The sequence below is a fragment of the Nocardia sp. NPDC060249 genome, from assembly GCF_042728755.1.
Classification (GTDB): domain Bacteria; phylum Actinomycetota; class Actinomycetes; order Mycobacteriales; family Mycobacteriaceae; genus Nocardia.
Window position 1 is genome coordinate 1217451 of record NZ_JBHXAQ010000002.1, and the last position, 17797, is coordinate 1235247.

The following is a 17797-nucleotide window of genomic DNA, read 5'->3' on the forward strand; positions in this document are numbered from 1 at the left end:
TGCGACAGGAGATCCATCACCGCGAGACCTCCTGCTCCACCGGATTCCGGGCGACCGTGTCGAGCATCGTCACAGACTCGTAGGTATGTATCAAGGACAGGGCGCGCACGCGAAGTCGCCGGCGCCGATCGATCGAACTGTCAAGACATCAGGTCTCACCAATCTCAATGAGTTTCCGGCGGAGCGTACTTCGGCACACTGAGCCTCATGACAACCGACTACCTCGTCTGTGCCTCGCAGCGCAGTGGTAGCACCCTGCTCGTGGAATCGCTCGCCGCCACCGGCGTCGCGGGCCGCCCGCAGGAGTTCTTCCAGTACTTCCCGTCCTCGTCGCAGGCTCCGCAGCCCCGTGAATGGTTCGCCGGGGTCACCGACCCGGAACTGCTCGCGCTGCTCGACCCCCTCGATCCCGGCACGGTCGATTCGCGCGACGCCGAGCAGTGGCTGGCCGACCTGCGCGGCGGTGGTCGCACCGCGAACGGCGTGTGGGGCGGCAAGCTGATGTGGAATCAGACCTCGCTGCTGATCACCCGCACCCGCACCGCCTCCGGTTCGCTGCGCACCGCGATCCGTTCGCTGTTCGACGGCGCCGATCCGGTGTACGTGCACGTGCACCGGCCCGACGTGGTGGCGCAGGCGGTGTCGATGTGGCGCGCGGTGCAGACCCGCGTGTGGCGCGACGATCCCGACGTCGCCGAGGACACCGACGACGGCGCGGTGTACCGGGCCGAGGGCATCGCGCACCTGGCCGCTGTGCTGCTCGAGCAGCAGCGCTCGTGGCGACAGTGGTTCACCGCCGAGGGCATCGAACCGCTCGAGATCGATTTCCCCACCCTGGTGGCCGATCCCGCCAAGGCCACCGCTCGGGTGCTCGAGGCGATCGGGCAGGACCCCACACTGGCCCCGCTTCCCCCGCTCAAGCCCCAGTCCAACGCCCGCTCCGCGGAGTGGGTGGCGCGCTACCGCGCCGACGCCGCGCAGAACGGATACCCGGTATGACCGTCACCGACCTCGCCGTCTCCGCCCCCGAACGCCTCGATCACGTCGACGAGTTGCGGGCGCTCGAGGCCGAAGCCGTCCACATCATCCGGGAGGTGGCCGCCGAGCTCGAACGACCGGTCCTGCTGTTCTCCGGCGGCAAGGACTCCATCGTGCTGTTGCGGCTCGCGGAGAAGGCGTTCCGGCCCGCACCGCTGCCGTTTCCGATTCTGCACGTCGACACCGGCCACAACTTCGAGGAGGTCATCGCGTTCCGTGACCGCCGGGTGCGGCCCGACGACCGCAATCCCGACGGGATCACCCTGATCGTGGCCTCGGTGCAGGACTCGATCGACACCGGGAAGGTCGCCGAGTCGACCGAACCGTCCGGTTCGCGCAACCGCCTGCAGACCCGCACCCTGCTCGACGCCCTGGAGGCCGGCGGGTTCGACGCCGCGTTCGGCGGCGCCCGCCGCGACGAGGAACGGGCCCGCGCCAAGGAACGGGTGTTCAGTTTCCGGGACGAGTTCGGTCAGTGGGATCCCCGGGCGCAGCGTCCCGAACCGTGGTCGATCTACAACGGCCGCATCCGTCGGGGCGAATCGGTGCGGGTCTTCCCGCTCTCGAACTGGACCGAACTCGACATCTGGCGCTACATCCGGCTCGAGCGCCTGGAACTGCCCTCGATCTACTTCGCCGCCGAGCGCGAGGTCTTCGAACGCGACGGCATCCTGCTCGCCGTCTCGCCCTTCACCCAGCCGCGGCCGGGCGAGCAGGTCCGCACCGAGTCGGTGCGCTACCGCACCGTCGGCGATCTGACCATCACCGGTGCGGTTCGCTCGACCGCCACCGACATCGATTCCGTCATCGCGGAAGTGTCCGCCGCGACCGTCAGCGAGCGCGGGGAGACCCGCGCCGACGATCGCACCTCGGCCGCCGCCATGGAAGACCGCAAACGCGAGGGATACTTCTGATGACCGCCACCGTTCCCACCGTCGACACCCACCGCCAGCTGCTGCGTCTGGCCACCGCGGGCAGCGTGGACGACGGCAAGTCCACCCTCATCGGTCGCCTGCTGCACGACACCGGCAGCCTGCCCACCGATCACCTCGCCGGAGTCACCTCCGACGCCGGCGTCATCGACCTGGCCGCGCTCTCCGACGGCCTGCGCGCCGAACGCGAGCAGGGCATCACCATCGATGTGGCCTACCGGTTCTTCTCCACCGCGTCCCGCAGCTACATCCTCGCCGACACCCCCGGCCACGAGCGCTACACCCGCAACATGTTCACCGGCGCGTCCACTGCCCATGTCACTGTGCTGCTCGTCGACGCCCGCAGCGGCGTGCTGCGCCAGACCCGCAGACACGCGCGGATCGCCGGACTGCTCGGTGTGCCGCACGTGATCGCCGCGGTGAACAAGATCGACCTGGTCGACTACTCCGCGCAGCGGTTCGCCGAGGTGCAGGCCGAACTCGACGAGCTGGCCACCCAGCTCGGCTCCGGCCCGATCGCCGCCATCCCGGTCGCGGCGGCCCACGGCGACAACGTCGTACACCGCTCGGCGAACACCCCCTGGTACACCGGACCGACGCTGCTCGAATACCTCGAGGACATCGAACTGCACGCACCCTCGCCCACCCCGGGCGAGCTGCGGTTGCCGGTGCAGTGGGTGGCGCGGCCCTCGGGCGCGCACCGTCGCCGCTATCTGGGCAGGCTCGCGGCGGGCACGCTCGCCGTGGGCGACGAGGTGGTCGTGCTGCCCTCGGGGGCCCGCAGCACGGTCACCACGCTCGACACGCTCGACGACGCCCGCTCGGTCGCGGTGGCGCCGCTGTCGGTGTCGGTGGAGCTGGCCGACGACATCGACGTGGGTCGTGGCGACGTGTTGGTCAGCGCCGCGAGCGAGGCCGCGACGCCGGTGGCCGCCCGCGAGATCGAGGCGACGCTGTGCTGGCTCGGGCAGCATCCGCTGCGCGCCGGGGACCGGGTGGCGCTCAAGCACGCCACCTCCACCGTGCGCGCGACGGTGCAGTCGCTGGAACGCCGCCTCGACCCCGAGTCGCTCATCGACCAGGTCGGCCCGAGCGAGCTGGTGCTCAACGACATCGGCACCCTGACACTGCGCACCGCCTCGGTGGTGATCGCCGACCGGTACGCCGACAATCGCGACACCGGCGCGTTCATCCTCATCGACGAGGCGTCCAACGACACCGTCGGGGCGGGCACCATCACCCTGGCCAGGGAAGTGGTGCCGGGCAAGGCCACCCGCAACGACATCAAATGGCACCCGTCGTCGCTGAGCCGCGCCGAACGCGCGCAACGGACCGGCCATCGGGGCGCGACGGTCTGGTTGACGGGTCTGCCCGCCTCGGGCAAGTCCACCGTCGCGGTGGCTCTGGAGCGGGCGCTGGTGACCAGGCAGCGGGTGGCCTATCTGCTCGACGGCGACAACATCCGCCACGGCATCTCCGACGATCTCGGCTTCTCCCCCGGCGACCGGGCCGAGAACATCCGCCGGGTCGGTCACCTCACCCGGCTCTTCGCCGACGCGGGCGTCATCGCCATCGCCTCGATGGTTTCGCCGCTGCACTCCGATCGACAGATCGCCCGCGAACTCAACGAGGCCGCCGAGCTGCCGTTCATCGAGGTGCACGTCAGCACACCGCGTGTCGAATGCGAACGCCGCGATCCCAAGGGCCTCTACGCGCGCGCCCGGCGCGGCGAGCTCAAGGGACTCACCGGGATCGATGCGCCGTACGAGAAGCCGCTGAGTCCCGACCTGCGGTTCGACACCACCGATGCCGACGTGGAGGAGCTGGCGCAGCGCATCGTCGCCCTGCTCGTCGAGCGTGGGATCCTGGACGAGTGAACTGCTGTATTCCGCGCGGTGGTGGTGCGCCCGCCGGGTTCACCGCCGATCTCGCCGTCGCTGGTGGGCCCCGTCCGGGTGCCCACCTGGTGGCACAGGCCGCTGTCCCGGCGGCGACGTTCGCGATGGGCGACGCGCACGGCGACGGGTACCGCGCGGACGGCGAGTCGCCGGTTCATCCGGTGACGCTGCGAGCCTTCACGATCGACGTGACCACGGTGACGGTCGCCGATTTCGCTCGTTTCGTCGCCGCGACCGGCTATCGGACCGAGGCCGAACACTTCGGCGCCTCGGCGGTGTTCCATCTCAGCGCCGCCGACCCCGCCACGGGCACCCCCGTGCCCGGCACGCCGTGGTGGCTCACTGTCCCCGACGCCAGCTGGCGCGCGCCCGGCGGCCCCGGTTCGGCCGCGATCGAGGATCACCCGGTCGTGCACGTCTCCCATCACGACGCCCTGGCCTACTGCGCCTGGAGCGCTCGCGCCCTGCCGACCGAGGCGCAGTGGGAACACGCCGCGCGCGGCGGCCTGACCGGCGCCCGCTATCCGTGGGGCGACGCCCACCCCACCGAGGACGAGGTCGCCGTCTTTCCCGGTGACTTCCCCGACGCACCCACCGGACCCGTGGGCACCGTCGCGGCGAAGTCCTTCGCCCCCAACGGTTTCGGCCTGTATCAAGCGGTCGGCAACGTCTGGGAATGGTGCGCCGACCGCTTCTCCGCCCGCTACTACCGCACCGCGCCCGGCCACGACCCGCTCGGCCCCGACCGAGGCAACACGCGGGTGTTGCGCGGCGGCAGCCACCTGTGCCACGACTCCTATTGCTATCGCTACCGGGTGGCGGCGCGCTCGAAGAACACACCGGACTCGACGGCGGGCAACATCGGCTTCCGCACGGTCGCCCCCGCCGTCGAGGACTGAACTCCGGCGAGCGCGCTCAGCCGGCCGCCTCGGCGGCCGAGGACGTACCACCCGGCGGGACGAGTTCGCGACGGTCACCACGCGGGCGTCGAGAAGGCAGGTCCTCTTCGTCGCGGCTCGCGGCCTGTGTGGCGAAGTAGGCGGCCATGAACCGCTGGGCGATGGCGGTTCCGGTGCGGTCGTCGGGGACGATGTCGCGGGTCTCGGCGCGCCAGTCGGCGAGCAGACCGGACAGGCGCCGCGCGACCCACTGGTAGGCGGGTTCCTCGGCGACGTTGTGACGTTCGTACGGGTCGACGGCCAGATCGTAGAGCTCGCGCCGGGGTCGCGGCGCGGCGACGGCGCCGGGATCGAGGGCACGGCCCGAGAGGCTGTCGGCGATGTCGAGCGGCAGGAGCAGGGCGGGGCGGTCCGCCAGGTTCTCGATGTAGCTGAATTCCTTGGTGCGCACGGCGCGGATGGGGTCGAAGGCGTCGTGGTAGGTCTTCTGGGTGAACAGCTCGCTGCGGACCGGGCCGCTGTGGGATTCGAGGAGTTCGGGGGCGTGGGATTCGCCGTCGACGCTGTGCGGGACCGGCACCGACAGCAGGTCCAGCACGGTCGGGGTGAGATCCACCCCGGAGAACAGGTCCTCGTACACGCGGGGAGCCAGGGCGCGCTGCCGGGGCGGGCGCACGATCAGCGCCACCCCGGTGCCCTCGGCGTAGAGGGTCGACTTGGCGCGTGGGAAGGCCAGCCCGTGGTCGGTGACGAAGACGATCCAGGTGTTCTCGTCGAGTCCGAGTTCGGCGACGGTGTCGAGCAACCGTCCGACGGCGGCGTCGGCCTGGGCGATGCTGCCGTGCAGACCGGCTAGATCGGCGCGGACCCGTGGATCGTCGGGCAGGAAGCCGGGCACGCCGATCGTGTCGGGATCGGCGTGCTCGTACTGGTCCACCGGATAGGGGCGATGGGTCTCGAAGAATCCGGCCGTGAGGAAGAACGGGCGGCGCTGATCGGCGTTGTCGCGCAACCACTCCTGCGAGCGCGCCACCACGTGGTCGCACAACGAGTCCGAGACGTCGACGGTGTCGAAGCCCAGCCGGGTGGGGTCGGCGCTCTCGTGTTGCATGCCGAACAGCGCCGTCCGGTATCCGGCCTCGCCCAGCAGCGAGGGCAGCGTGCGGACGTGGTCGTGGTATTCGAAGCCGTGATGCGCCAGGCCGACGAGGCCGTTGCGGTGCGGGTGCAGTCCGGTGAACAGGGATCCGCGCGCCGGCGAGCACAGCGGCGCGGTGGCGTGCGCGTCGGTGAAGCGGATGCCCTCGGCGGCGAGCCGGTCGAGTGTGGGGCTGTGCACGTTCTCGGCGCCGTAGCAGGTCAGATGCCGACCCAGGTCGTGCCAGTGCACCAGAATCACGTTCTCACCGTTGAGGCCCATCTCCCGATGGTGCCAGGGTGACCGGTCGCGGTGGTCGGTTGGAATCAGACTGAATTCAACAGGTTCGGCTTTCGCGATCCGGGCCGGGAACAGGGCCGGGGGCGAGGCACCTTCGTGAACTCGAAGGGCCCGCGATCATGCTGGCACCAACGGAAGCCTTGCGCTCCTACGTCCAGGCAGAAATCCCTGAGGGATCAACCTCGCGCGACTCCAAGCCCGAGCCATCCCAGCCGCCTTCGTCGATCCGTGCGGGAACCTGACAGCCTCCATCGATTTTCTCGAGGAAGCGAACCGTCCCGACGACCTGACCTTCGCGATGACCGAGACCCTCCACATCGAAGACGACGCCGGACCGACATAGCCCTGTTGCGGGTGGATCAAACCGCTCCCGGGACACCCGCTCCGATACCGATGTCGCAAGACCCGGTGGTGGACGACTTCCTCGCGGCGATCGGATATCCCGCGCGGGAAAGCCGGATAGCCGATCAAGCGCTCATGGAGCAGATCTACGGCAACCTCTACAACAAGAAGCGCCTGGCGCCGGGGCGACTGACCCGCAAGCAAGGACCGCTGATCCTGCACGACTGCACCACCCTCGGCGGGAACTCCGGGTCGGTCGTGGTGTCGTTGACCACCGGCGAAGCGGTCAGGCTGCACTTCGCCGGACGCCTCTTCGAAGCCAACTTCGCTGTCGCTTCTCCGGTGGTCCAACAACGCCTGGCCGCAGTGCTGGGCAGGCCCGCAAGACCGGCGACTCCCGAGGTCACCGTGGACACTGTCGGTGCCGGCACATTCGACAGTGCCGCACAGACCGAAGGCGGGCCGACGCGGTTCAGTGCTGTCGTACCTTTGCGGATCACCGTCGAAATCGGAGATCCCTACGCGGACAACACCACTGCGGTATCTGCTCCGGCGCCCACGACGGCCACTGCCCCCGCGCCCGGGCTCTCAGCCGAGGACCTCGTCGTAGAGGGAGTCGCTGCGGATTACCTCGGCCGCAGCGGATTCTCGCAGACATTCCTGGGCTCGGATGCGGCAGTCACACTGCCGATGGTCAACAATCGCGACGATGTCCTGGTCTTCGATGACAACGGTCGCGACGGCACTGTGCTGAACTACGAACACTTTTCGGTCGTGATGAGCAGAACACGCCGCATGTGCCTCTACAGTGCGGTCAACATCGACGGCCAGCAACGAGCCAGAGCCGATCGAACGCAGTGGCGGCGCGACCCTCGCATCCCCGACCACGCGCAGATCAGCAAGGAGTGCTACGGCCCGGCACCCAAATTCTCCCGCGGCCACATGGCTCGACGCGAAGATCCGGTCTGGGGTCCAGAAACCGTCGCCGCACGCGCCAACAACGACTCCATGCACGTGACCAACGCTGCCCGCAGATGCAAACCTTCAACGCCGGAGTCTGGCTCGACCTCGAGAACTACGCGCTGCAGAACGCACGACGGGACCAGATGAGGATCTCGGTGATCACCGGCCCCTTCCTCCACGACGACGACCCGATCAAGTTCGACGTGCGAATTCCCGTCGCGTTCTGGAAGGTGATCGTCTTCATCCACGACACCACCGGCGCACTCACCGCGACCGGCTATAGCCTGTCGCAAGGAGAGTTCCTCTCCGAGCAGGAGTTCGTCTTCGGTCAGCACAAGACCACCCAGCGCCGGCTCGAATGGATCGAGCAGAAGGCAGGGCTGTCGTTCGGTGACCTCACCGCGTTGGACCCGTACCGCGAACCGGAAAGCCCGGACACCGAACTCGACAACGTTCATCAAATCCAATTCGTGTGATGTCGGGTCCATCCGCGGCGTCAAATGGCTGATTTCGTCACCTCCCCATCGCGAGGCTCACCGATACGGCTTGGGCCCCGGCGAATCCGCACACGGTCAACGCCGTGCCGACCACCACCATCGGGATCGGCCCGGGGAAGATCGCGACCACGAGCACGCCGACGACTGTTTCGGAGTTCGGATGACTTCCCGTCACCGGCTCGGCGCGGGTTCCCTTCGGTCGTAATCCTTTTGGCACGCTTGGATTTCGTCGGCATTGGCCACCGTCCAGGCATATAGCCGGTCGAACGGCTCCCGCAGGGATTCGCCGAGCGGAGTGCGCGAGTACTCGACCCCGACCGGGGACGTCGCCAGCACGCGGCGAACGATCATCCCGTTGCGTTCCAGCCGCCGCAGGGTCTGGGTCAGGACCCGCTGGGTCACACCGTCGAGGCGGCGCTTGATCTCGTTGAACCGGCGGGGCTCGTCGAGAATTGTCATTACCATCATCGACCACTTATCGGCGATCTGATCGAGGATCGGGCGGCTCGGGCAGTCGGATCGGAAGACGATGCCGGGGTCGGAGCTGGTCATATCGGTATCCTCCGCAATCCTTACGATGCTGAAAGTGCGTTATTGACGCCGGTCTCCCGTCGCCGCAAGGTAAGTATGCATCAGGAACCTAGGTGCCTATCGGGTACGGATCGGAGATCTCCATGAACCACGACACCTACACGACCCTGCGAGTGCGCCGCGCAGCAGGCATCGCCTACGTCACGCTCGACAACCCGCCGGTCAACGTGCTGAATGTCGCCCTGATGAGCGACCTGCGGAACCTGCTGACCGCAGTCCGGGACGACGATTCGATTCGGGTGATCGTGTTCGACAGCGCCGACCCAGAGTTCTTCATCGCGCACGTCGACATGTCGCTGGTCGACACACCCGACGCTTTCGCGGAACTCGCGGCCGACCTGCCGGACGGCGTCAACGTCTTCCAAGCCCTCGGCGAATTGCTCCGACACCAACCCCAGGTGACCATCGTCAAACTCGCCGGGATAGCGCGCGGCGGCGGAGCGGAATTCGTTGCGGCCGCGGACATGTCGTTCGCGGCGATCGGTCGCGCAGGGATCGGTCAGATCGAAGTACTCATGGGCATCGTCCCTGGGGGTGGCGGCACCCAGTACCTGGCCGCCCGAGTCGGGCGGCACCGCGCGCTGGAGGCGGTGCTGGGTGCCGAGCTGTTCGACGCCGAGACCGCGCAGCGCTACGGCTGGGTCAACCGGGCTGTTCCCGCCGAAGAGCTCGACGACCTGGTCGACCGCCTCGCCCGCAACATCGCGGCCCTGCCCGAGGGGGTGATCGCGGCGGCCAAAAGTGCCGTCGCCCCTGAGGACCTCGGCGAGGGTCTGCTGCGTGAGCACCTCGCCTGGGCGGGTACGTTCGCTCGTCCCGCGGCCGAGCGATTGATCCGCGGCGGAATGGCGAACGGTGCCCAGACCCGCGCGGGCGAGCGCGATCTGGAGGGTCTGCTCCGGGGTCTGGCCGGATAGCACCCGGCTACTAACGGTGAGACGCGGCGGCGACGGAACGGGTGAGTAATACGGTTCGGGTTTGTCGCGCACGTGGTCGGTGACGGCGACTCGGCGGGGGAATCATGGTTTGTTTGGTCGCTGAACCACCTACCGGAGACGTCGCTTATATGCCAACACGGCCAACAGCTTTCATCGGACGTGCTGATGGAGGTGGCATCGCACAGCGGTGGCACCCCCATCACTCCGGTGCTGGCCTATGCCCGGCGCTGCCCACTGCGCGGAACTCGCGCTAGCCGTGGTGAACCGAGCCCCCTGACAGTCGGTGCAGTAGAACAGCTCCGCGTCCGGCGAGACGAGCAAGGAAGGCGCCCTGAGGATTGCCACTTCGGCTGGTGAACCTGAAATCGGCTCGAGATGTAGCAGGACTAGGTCGGCAGGAACATTCGTTTCCTGCCCCACCGACGAGACACTTCTCGATTCCACCGAAACGTCCACATCGTTTCCCCTCGTCCTCAACACCGTCGGCTGGGACAGCTTCTCCCCCAGGCGCGTCCCTCCCGGCGCCGTCGACGCCCTCGCGAAACAGGCCCAACTTTCTAGACCCCTCGGCGGGCGGCAACGACACCACCACACCCACCGGCTTCGCACGCTCACCCACATCCACAATCTCCGGTTGAGCGCCCGACGTCGACCCGGACCGCCGATGCGGTGCCCGGCGGCGGTGCTCGCTCGCGCGCTGGCGATGCACCACGACGGAGCGTCCTACGGTGAGATCACGCGCTCTGACCGAGGACGGTATCCCCAAGCCGGCGGGCGGTCGTGGCTGGCAGCGCAATCATGTGTGGCGGTTGCTGGCACGGCCGCGGCCCGCGATCTGCGGGCTGAACTCGGTTAGGACCCCGAGGGCCAGTGTCGACCTGAAACAGGTCAGCGCCGGTCCCGGCGGGTTTTTGGCAGGGCTTGATCGCGCTCCTACCCTGCCTCGGGACTAGTCGGGGGTGAGTCCTTGGGTACGCATGGACTCGCGACTGAGGTCGAGCAGCGGATCGGCGATGGCATCGAGCCGGGCGAATAGCTCGTCGAGGTCATCGCTGATCTCACGGGCAGGGGCGGCGATACCGCGTGCGTAGCAGTCCAGGTCCAGATCGGCGGGCGACGGGGATGTCGAATGCCATTCGTGTGGCGACGATCTCGGCGACCTCGGCGCCGGCGAGTGGGTCGAGCTCGTCGACCACGCCATCGGCCAGGCCGCGCCCGTCGAATCGGGTGAGCAAGGGCTGGTCGGCCCAGTAGGCGAAAAGCTGGTGGATCGGTTCGGTCACGTCGTCAGCAGCGGTGAGGAGGCGTTCGAGTTCGATGTGGCCGGTGGCGCACGGCGCGTAGGCGAGCACCGTGGCCAAGCGGCGGGTCACCGCGACAGGACAGGTGGAGGTGACGCGCAGCGGTCGCGGTGGGCGGCCGCGCTCGGCCGCTACCGAGACGTCGACCATCTCGCAGTCCAGATGGTTCCGAAGCACCAGTGCTGCCCGTAATTCGCTTGGTTCGGTCACGTGGCATCTGTTTGACTGCGTCCGTGGAATGGGTGCGAGAGTTCTACTCCAGGAGCGGTTCATGGTGGGGTGGAGCCGAGGCTCGGCTGACCGAGCGGGACCATCGCCGGGTAAATCTTCTCCGTGCGCACGGAAGCCCGGAGGGACGGATTCTGGAACTGGGGTCCGGGTATGGCTCGACTGCCGTGGCGGCTGCCCTGGCAGGATACGTGATGACTGCGGTCGAGATCAGCGACCGCGCGGACTTCACCGCCGGACTGGCTCAGGACGTGGCGGCCGACTGCCTGACCGTCCACAAGGCCGACTTCTACGAAGTCCAACTCGACCAACGATTCGATGCTGTGTGTTACTGGAACGGATTCGGAGTCGGCTCCGATGCGGATCAGCGCCGGTTGCTCCGCCGGATCGGATCCGAGTGGCTTCGGCCGGGCGGAACAGCCCTCATCGATGTCTTCAACCCGTTCGTCTGGGCCGGTTGGGACGGCAACGAGGAGCATCGGATGCCGAATGCCGCTGCCGGTTACGACCACGAGCTCAGAGAGCGGGTCCGTTTCGACCCGGTGACCTGCACCGTGGTCGACACCTGGTGGGAACCGGCCGATCCCGACCACCCCATCAGCCAGACCCTGCGGTGCTACACACCCGCCGATCTGATGCTCTTGCTCGATGGAACAGGCCTGTTCCTGACCGGGATCGCGGTGGGAGATGATGTGGTACCCGTTTCGCCGCACTCCGGCATGAGTAGCCTGCTGCGAGAACAGTACGAGTACCTCGCGGTCGTCACCGCGGTCGCGGACAGCTGACCGGCGAGCGGGGCCAGTCGAGCCCGAGCCCGCCCTTCTCCGACAGTGCCAATTCCCACCAGGCAGGAGGGGCGACGGATCTGCGGTCATTCCCACTCGTCATGCAGATCGGTCCAGCGTTCGGGAGTGAACCATGGCTTGTTCAGCCGGCATTCCTCGTCGAGTGCCTTCCAGATGCGTCGAGCATCGGAGCCCTTGTAATAGCGCTGGAAGTCGAACCGATCGATCCCGGCGCGCTTGGCAACCGGCGTCGGCCAGGATGCCGTTGTTGAACTCGACGCTGCGGCCTCCGTCGACCTGGATGCTGGTCCCCTCGGCGCCGCCTGTCAGCGCGACTTCGAGCGCGATGAACATCCACGGTGAAGTTTGGATGGCGGTCAAGATGAGATCGCCGGCACGGTAACCGTAGTCCAGAGTCCAGACCTTCGCATTGCCCTCCTGGTTGAAGTAATCCTTCAGCGCCTTCCGATACGGAATGCCGGTGGCGAGATAGAGCCGGTCAAGATCGCGATATAGTCGACGGTCTTGGGCCCGACCTTGACCTGGCGAAGAGCGTGGCGCATCTGCTGTTCGCAGTCGCCGCTGTCGTAGCAGGCGGCCAACTCGTGCACCGTCTCGATCTCGAACGTGTGCAGCCCTTCTCCGGCCGAGGAATTCGGCCAGATCGTCGGATTCCAGTCGACGCTGAAAACCTGACAGAACAACCGCATCCGGCCACTCCGAGATCACCTTGCGAACCCATGGGAGGGTGGCACCGCGAAACGCGATGCCACCCCTTCAACTGCTGTAGGCCGATCGACCACTAGGTCATTCACGCAGTGCAACAACCGAGTTCAAACGGCGTGAGGAAGGCTCACTCAATCATCGGAATCGACCGGGGTGGCAGCGAATCCGGTGTCACCGACAATGACGACGCAAGGCCGCTTTTCACGGTCTAGGTCGTGGAGTGCTTCAGCGAGGTGCGTCGACATCAGCGTCATCCACCACTCCCACGCCGGTTCCGGTGCCGCACCCCGCTCAGCTTCTTCGGCGATGCGGCGATAGTAGGCACGCAACTCGGCGTCGGTAACAGCGAATTCCACAGGCGCATACAGGAGTTCGCCGTGGCGGCGAACGATCTGCAAGCGGCCGTGGGGGCCTCGGCCTATCTCCGCTCCCCAGTCCGCGCCAGCCGTGGCAACCGATTCGGACAGCTGTTCGATAGTGGGGTCAGCCACGGCACCCGCCTCCTGGATACGCTGTGATGATCGTTCCGTCCCCACCCACGATAACGGTGGGTTGAACGGTCTTCTCGATCCGACCGTTGACATGGTTGACCAGGTAGATCTGCCCGGAATAGCAGTACTTGCTGCCACCGGCCGGGCCGCTCTTGTCCGGGGTGGTCAACGACTTCTCGATCGCCATATCCGCGATGTCACGCCAGTTCTTTCCCTCGATGTTGGCCAGGTTCTGCCATTCATCGAGGTGGCGGGCCTTGATGTGCAGGAACCCCCAGTTCGCGGTTCCGCACTGCAGGCGCGCTTTGGGATACGTCGCGACCACCTTGGTTTCTGATGACGACATCCCGCAGGCTGCCCACACCTGACTCGCGTTCGCTGACCCAGCCCCGGCGAACGTGCCCGCCGTCGCGATCACACCCGCTACCGCCGCCACCATCAAAGATCGAAACATCGAGCTTCCCCCATTCTCGACCGGAGTCGAACAGTGCACCTTTCGCGGCTGGTCCCTGCGCCGTGCCGGATACCAGCTGTGCGCCAACGTCACTCGGCGGTACATACGGGTTGGACGCGACACCACCTCAAACCGTTCCTTCATGTGATGGAAGCCACAGCAGGACTCCTCTCCGAAGATTGGAACTGATCTTTCTCAGTCCAACTTCCGGGGAGCAGTTCACACGATGCCACCCCTTCGCTTGTGCCCAACACTGCTACGCGCTGCGCGGCCCACGATCCCAACCATTCGGCGACCACGCGGCCAGCCTCGCCTCCGGCCCGGTGCATGTTTCACCTACCCGCCTTCGAACGTCTTCAACGCGCGTCGGTACCGGTCGCCGCCACATTCCGCCACGCCACGACAGACCAGCAGATCCGATATTCGGAACTGGGTCTCCCATACGGTCGGATCGTCGAGGTCGAGCCCAGTGTCGAGTAACGCTTGCCGGTCGATCGAATCTCTGCCTATGCACTGTTCGACGTTGGCGGACACGCACCAGTTCCGCAGGTGATGTGACTGTCCGCCGCTTGACCTTTCGGCATCGTCGTAGCGATCCAGCAGTACAGTTGCGCCAGCGAGAACCTCACCCAATCCATGGTGGTCGAGGCTCAGCTCGGGATAGATGTCGGCTCACGACTATGGCGCCAGACGACCGTCGCTTGCCACGTCACCGGCTGTATGTGGGCCGGATGACCGATGCGCACCGTGACAGTGCTGCTGTGGCACTCCACCGGCGCGCAAGGCCGCAGAAAAGTGCCGAGACCCTTTGTGCTCGAAGCTATCTCGCTGCGCGTACGCTAGGGGCAATATCCCGACGCCAGCTCGTCGTCACTCTCGCACACCCCGCAACTGCCGGTACGCTGCCTCGGCGATCGGCATCAAGTACGGGGTCAGACCTCGGAGAACCAGGCTCCCGGCATCGCGGAGGAGAACCGTAAGCTCGATTGGGAAAGACATGACCTACGTCGCCGCCGCGGGAATACCGGCCAGCGGCCTGAACTGGGCATATGCCGCATACAAGTCCTGTTGCCGCCAGGAAGATATCCCGTCGATCCTGCTGGGCCGCCGCGAAGGACTGAGCTCGGCGACGAACTCGAAGCACGGCACGTGGAGGAGACCCGCCTGTTTGTGACGCAACGATCGAGCACCATCGCCGAGAAGATCCAGGCCTCACTCGCCATCGCGCGTGTGTCACCTACAACTGTCCGAGGGCCAGGGTCCAACGGAGCCGGGTGATCGGCAACGTCGGCGAACTCAAGTAGCTCAAACAGCGTGCGCGGAGCGCGTCCGGCACAACGTTCGGAATCATGGCCGTCCGCAGAGAGACGTAGCGGCCGATCTACGGCTCGGCTCAGACATACTGACGTTCACGTGGCTACCGAAGGCCCTGACCGATGGCTTCGATAACGTCCTGCAGAGTCCAGTAGTCGGTGTGGGTCCACACCCCAGAAGACGCTAGATGAGCGATCTTGACGTCCTTCGGCTTTGACCCGTCGGAGAGCCGGAAGACACGATCCGCGATGAAGGCCACGGGATCTAACGGTTCCCACAGGTTAGACCAGGCTCCGATCGAGTCGGGCAGCTGGACCGGCCTACCTATGTACGACGTCAATGCACCGCCTCGAGGGTCGCAAACGTGGAAGAACGGCGACTGGGATCCGAACGTGACCAACCTGCGGATCCACAGTGGCTCTACAGAAGTGGCGATATCGACGGTGATCACCCCGCCCAAACTGTGTGCGACGATATCAACCGGGTGATCAGGGGTTCGGCCGAGCTCGGGGTCGACGTCGGAAATCACGCGTCGCATCCGCTCACTGATTGCTTCGCGGTGGCGCTGATAGACCAGGATGTCCCCGATACCTCGTGTAATACCCGGCAGGAACGAGTTTCGAAGGTTGCTGTTGAGACGGCCGGCCGCTCCTCCGATTGCCGCGCCGACCACACGGTCGATTTCCTGCAACCGTTTTCGGACGAACGCGGAGATGTCCAGTCCACGCACCTGTGCACCCCGCACTTCTACCCCGGTCCCGCCGTGTGTCGCAGCACCGTCAGCGATAGGCCCTGCAATCGCCGCACCGACAGAGCTCAGCAGCTCCGCATCGTTCGACAAGGGCAACCATGTAGTGGCCGGCCACGCCGCAGCCAACGCGGACTTCACGGCAACGGCATCCGACGAGAACGCTGCACCGCGAACCTCGGAGCGGCGACCAGCAGCCGAGGTCAGGGCCTGAATCACGGCATCAATGAGTTCGTCTGGCACAGCCGATGTGTCACGTGTTTCGGCACCGTCGCGTGTTCGACTGTCGGCCAGGAGAAATCGGGCTCCGACGCCGTCCTCTTGATCGCGGGATTCCGGTCCCCTATCTCGGACTTCGGCTACTCCGGGAACGGTGTGGGTGATCCATTCGTACTCGGCGCCGAGGTCGCCCCAGTAGATGGGGTAAGCGGTGATGCCACCGATCGCATCTGCGAGAGCATCGACAGTGCGGCCGAAGGCTGACTCATCCCGATTGCCGATGCCATGAATCACGAAGACTGGGGTCGTCATCAGTCATTGCCTTCCTAGTATGTCGCTACCGCGGCTGGATTGCCGTATACGGTGTAGGCCAGCCAGGTCGGATCACCACCATCGGACTGAACGACCTGCCGGGCAGACAACGAGGAGGCTCCCAGTGGCTGCCCCTTTCCCACGAACTGCTGGTAGAACTCCTCGGCGAACGCCCGAGCTGCGCTGGAGCGCACCGCCCACAATGAGCCGATGAACGCACCTGCCCCGGCTTCGATGAACTTTGTTCCCCAACCGCTCATTTGAGAAAACCACGCCATCTGCCCCGCAGAGCGGCACGCGTTGAGAAAGACGAGTGGTGCAGCATCCGCCAGAGTCGCTCGCTGCACGGCCTCGGCCAGATCGCTAGGTTTCCACGGACCCCCGTCGAGGGTGATCGACGATCCCGACCGGTCGGAAAATGTGTTGTGACAGGCGAAGTGCATGATTCCGGGCAGACCAAGGTCGCCCAATACCAGACGACGCACATCCGACAGTTCCGAAAGCACGCCGTGGTCCCCAGCCCGAGTCCCGAGCAACGCACGGATTGCCTCAACCTCGACCATGGCATCCGAAGGCGAGGCCGGTGGAACCACATAAGCCGCACCGCCAATCGGCAGAGTCGTCACACGCCGTGCTGCGTAAGCACGCCGCATGACTGGGAACTGCTCGGCCAGAAAGCCGTTGTCGTTGCTGCCGTTCAACGGATACAGCAACTCCCAGGGAATGACATCGTGGTCAGCTGCAACGGTGAGCATCCGGATCCGGTCGGACTGCTCCCAGAACTGTTCCTGTATACCTTTCGGAACCGCCGACGACCACAGCTCGATACCCAAGCTTTTCAGTCGGTCACGAACCAGCCCAGGAGTGGCGTAGTCAGATTGGTCTGCGGCCATGGCGTGGAGTTCGGCGACGAGTTGTTCCACAGAATCACGCGAATCACCCATCATCGCGGTCACGTCAGAGTAGAGCGTGTCACCCAGTAGCTGGAACCGGTAGCCCTGCTCTTCCAGCCGCACCTGGAGGGTGACTTCACCGGGCTCGAAAGCAACGGTGGACAGTTCGGCGGTCCGAACTCGCGCCTCCGAAATCGTGGCGTTCGCTTCGACAGATATCTCCAGACGCACGGTTCCCAAGTGCGTTCCACCGCGGTACGCGTCAACGTTCACATGATGCAATCCCACAGGACCAGCGATAAAGGCGAATCGATGCGGTTCAGAATCTCCATCGGAGGGCACTCGGATGTCCTGTTCGGACTCTCCGCGCGGCACCAGGCCCCGCGAGGAGACGCTGAGCGTAACGACTGCCCCTTCCGAGGGAACATCGAAGTCTTTGAGTGGCGCGGATATCCCGGCGCCGTTCGTCGCGGCGGTAATAGACACGATCAAACTCACAGTCCGGCCCGTCTCCACACGCTCGGGAAGAACTGCTCGAAGGTGTCGGGGCCGCCGAAAGCCGAAGCCTTCGGTCTCATTCAAGGGCTGCCGGTCGACTACGTCGTCGCGCGCACCGTCGTTGGCGGAGTTCGGAGATGCCGCGCCCTCGGAGTTCGTGGACGCAGCCCGCTCTCTCGCGGTTGTCGACGCCTCCCACCTCTCCCTGAGTTCGACCCAACGACTCTCACGGACGGGCGCACGAGACTCACAGGGCATCGGCACACGAGACTCACAGGGCATGGGCACACGA

At 66.1% G+C, this 17797-nt stretch carries 15 protein-coding genes and 1 pseudogene; 7 read left to right on the plus strand and 9 right to left on the minus strand.

Annotation, left to right across the window (positions count from 1 at the left end; all coding sequences use genetic code 11):
* The first annotated feature begins 207 nt into the window (after positions 1 to 207).
* The 4 genes from ACFWFP_RS13040 to ACFWFP_RS13055 are packed head-to-tail and all read left to right on the plus strand — an operon-like array spanning position 208 to position 4767.
* Entirely contained in the window at positions 208 to 999 is a 792-nt protein-coding gene (locus ACFWFP_RS13040) for a Stf0 family sulfotransferase (RefSeq protein ID WP_379294944.1), read from the plus strand.
* A complete protein-coding gene (gene cysD, locus ACFWFP_RS13045) occupies positions 996 to 1952 on the plus strand; it encodes a sulfate adenylyltransferase subunit CysD (RefSeq protein WP_379294945.1) in 957 nt (318 codons plus the stop codon). The genes ACFWFP_RS13040 and cysD overlap by 4 nt, the downstream gene beginning before the upstream one ends.
* The gene (cysC, locus tag ACFWFP_RS13050; protein ID WP_379294946.1) at positions 1952 to 3847 is read left to right on the plus strand and encodes an adenylyl-sulfate kinase; all 1896 of its coding nucleotides are present in this window, start codon (positions 1952 to 1954) and stop codon (positions 3845 to 3847) included. The genes cysD and cysC overlap by 1 nt, the downstream gene beginning before the upstream one ends.
* On the plus strand, positions 3844 to 4767 hold the full coding sequence (locus ACFWFP_RS13055; RefSeq protein ID WP_379294947.1) for a formylglycine-generating enzyme family protein: 924 nt from the start codon (positions 3844 to 3846) through the stop codon (positions 4765 to 4767). Before cysC ends, ACFWFP_RS13055 begins: the two co-directional genes overlap by 4 nt.
* 16 nt (positions 4768 to 4783) lie before the next feature.
* On the opposite strand, the gene ACFWFP_RS13060 is transcribed toward ACFWFP_RS13055, so the two are convergent.
* Positions 4784 to 6187 (minus strand): sulfatase, encoded by a 1404-nt coding sequence (locus ACFWFP_RS13060; protein ID WP_379294948.1) that lies wholly within the window; start codon positions 6185 to 6187, stop codon positions 4784 to 4786.
* A gap of 246 nt (positions 6188 to 6433) precedes the next feature.
* Between ACFWFP_RS13060 and ACFWFP_RS13065 the strand changes: the two are divergent.
* Positions 6434 to 7986, plus strand: a pseudogene (locus ACFWFP_RS13065) (DNA/RNA non-specific endonuclease).
* A 37-nt stretch (positions 7987 to 8023) separates the two neighbouring features.
* On the opposite strand, the gene ACFWFP_RS13070 reads toward ACFWFP_RS13065, so the two are convergent.
* A complete protein-coding gene (locus tag ACFWFP_RS13070; RefSeq protein WP_379294949.1) occupies positions 8024 to 8182 on the minus strand; it encodes a hypothetical protein in 159 nt (52 codons plus the stop codon).
* On the minus strand, positions 8179 to 8559 hold the full coding sequence (locus ACFWFP_RS13075) for a winged helix-turn-helix transcriptional regulator (RefSeq protein ID WP_379294950.1): 381 nt from the start codon (positions 8557 to 8559) through the stop codon (positions 8179 to 8181). The genes ACFWFP_RS13070 and ACFWFP_RS13075 overlap by 4 nt, the downstream gene beginning before the upstream one ends.
* Positions 8560 to 8681: 122 nt before the next feature.
* Here ACFWFP_RS13075 and ACFWFP_RS13080 point away from each other — a divergent pair, with 122 nt between their 5' ends.
* Positions 8682 to 9515, plus strand: coding sequence for an enoyl-CoA hydratase/isomerase family protein (locus tag ACFWFP_RS13080; protein WP_379294951.1), 834 nt, complete (start codon positions 8682 to 8684; stop codon positions 9513 to 9515).
* Between the two features lie 1079 nt (positions 9516 to 10594).
* Here the strand turns inward: ACFWFP_RS13080 and ACFWFP_RS13085 are convergent.
* Positions 10595 to 11047 carry a hypothetical protein gene (locus ACFWFP_RS13085; RefSeq protein WP_379294952.1) on the minus strand — a complete coding sequence of 151 codons (453 nt, stop codon included), beginning with the start codon at positions 11045 to 11047 and terminating at the stop codon, positions 10595 to 10597.
* A gap of 32 nt (positions 11048 to 11079) precedes the next feature.
* On the opposite strand from ACFWFP_RS13085, the gene ACFWFP_RS13090 reads away from it, so the two are divergent.
* Positions 11080 to 11850: a class I SAM-dependent methyltransferase gene (locus tag ACFWFP_RS13090; RefSeq protein ID WP_379295135.1), complete on the plus strand. Its 771-nt coding sequence runs from the start codon at positions 11080 to 11082 to the stop codon at positions 11848 to 11850.
* A gap of 99 nt (positions 11851 to 11949) precedes the next feature.
* Here ACFWFP_RS13090 and ACFWFP_RS13095 read toward each other — a convergent pair whose 3' ends face one another.
* The 5 genes from ACFWFP_RS13095 to ACFWFP_RS13115 all read right to left on the minus strand — a co-directional run bounded on the left by ACFWFP_RS13095 (position 11950) and on the right by ACFWFP_RS13115 (position 17787).
* Entirely contained in the window at positions 11950 to 12579 is a 630-nt protein-coding gene (locus tag ACFWFP_RS13095) for a hypothetical protein (protein WP_379294953.1), read from the minus strand.
* 128 nt (positions 12580 to 12707) lie between these two features.
* Positions 12708 to 13067 carry a hypothetical protein gene (locus tag ACFWFP_RS13100; protein ID WP_379294954.1) on the minus strand — a complete coding sequence of 120 codons (360 nt, stop codon included), beginning with the start codon at positions 13065 to 13067 and terminating at the stop codon, positions 12708 to 12710.
* Complete coding sequence (locus ACFWFP_RS13105; protein ID WP_379294955.1) at positions 13060 to 13485, minus strand: hypothetical protein; 426 nt, start codon at positions 13483 to 13485, stop codon at positions 13060 to 13062. The genes ACFWFP_RS13100 and ACFWFP_RS13105 overlap by 8 nt, the downstream gene beginning before the upstream one ends.
* A gap of 1453 nt (positions 13486 to 14938) precedes the next feature.
* Positions 14939 to 16114, minus strand: a complete 1176-nt coding sequence (locus ACFWFP_RS13110) for a hypothetical protein (protein ID WP_379294956.1) — start codon at positions 16112 to 16114, stop codon at positions 14939 to 14941.
* Between the two features lie 14 nt (positions 16115 to 16128).
* Complete coding sequence (locus tag ACFWFP_RS13115) at positions 16129 to 17787, minus strand: CHAT domain-containing protein (RefSeq protein WP_379295136.1); 1659 nt, start codon at positions 17785 to 17787, stop codon at positions 16129 to 16131.
* Between the last annotated feature and the right edge of the window lie 10 nt (positions 17788 to 17797).

Excerpts from the sequence above, each read along its gene's own strand:
- cysD (WP_379294945.1), top strand. The coding sequence starts at position 996 with ATGACCGTCACCGACCTCGCCGTCTCCGCCCCCGAACGCCTCGATCAC.
- ACFWFP_RS13115 (WP_379295136.1), bottom strand. The coding sequence starts at position 17,787 with ATGCCCTGTGAGTCTCGTGTGCCGATGCCCTGTGAGTCTCGTGCGCCC.
- ACFWFP_RS13110 (WP_379294956.1), bottom strand. The coding sequence starts at position 16,114 with ATGACGACCCCAGTCTTCGTGATTCATGGCATCGGCAATCGGGATGAG.
- ACFWFP_RS13060 (WP_379294948.1), bottom strand. The coding sequence starts at position 6,187 with ATGGGCCTCAACGGTGAGAACGTGATTCTGGTGCACTGGCACGACCTG.
- ACFWFP_RS13080 (WP_379294951.1), top strand. The coding sequence starts at position 8,682 with ATGAACCACGACACCTACACGACCCTGCGAGTGCGCCGCGCAGCAGGC.
- ACFWFP_RS13040 (WP_379294944.1), top strand. The coding sequence starts at position 208 with ATGACAACCGACTACCTCGTCTGTGCCTCGCAGCGCAGTGGTAGCACC.
- ACFWFP_RS13075 (WP_379294950.1), bottom strand. The coding sequence starts at position 8,559 with ATGACCAGCTCCGACCCCGGCATCGTCTTCCGATCCGACTGCCCGAGC.
- cysC (WP_379294946.1), top strand. The coding sequence starts at position 1,952 with ATGACCGCCACCGTTCCCACCGTCGACACCCACCGCCAGCTGCTGCGT.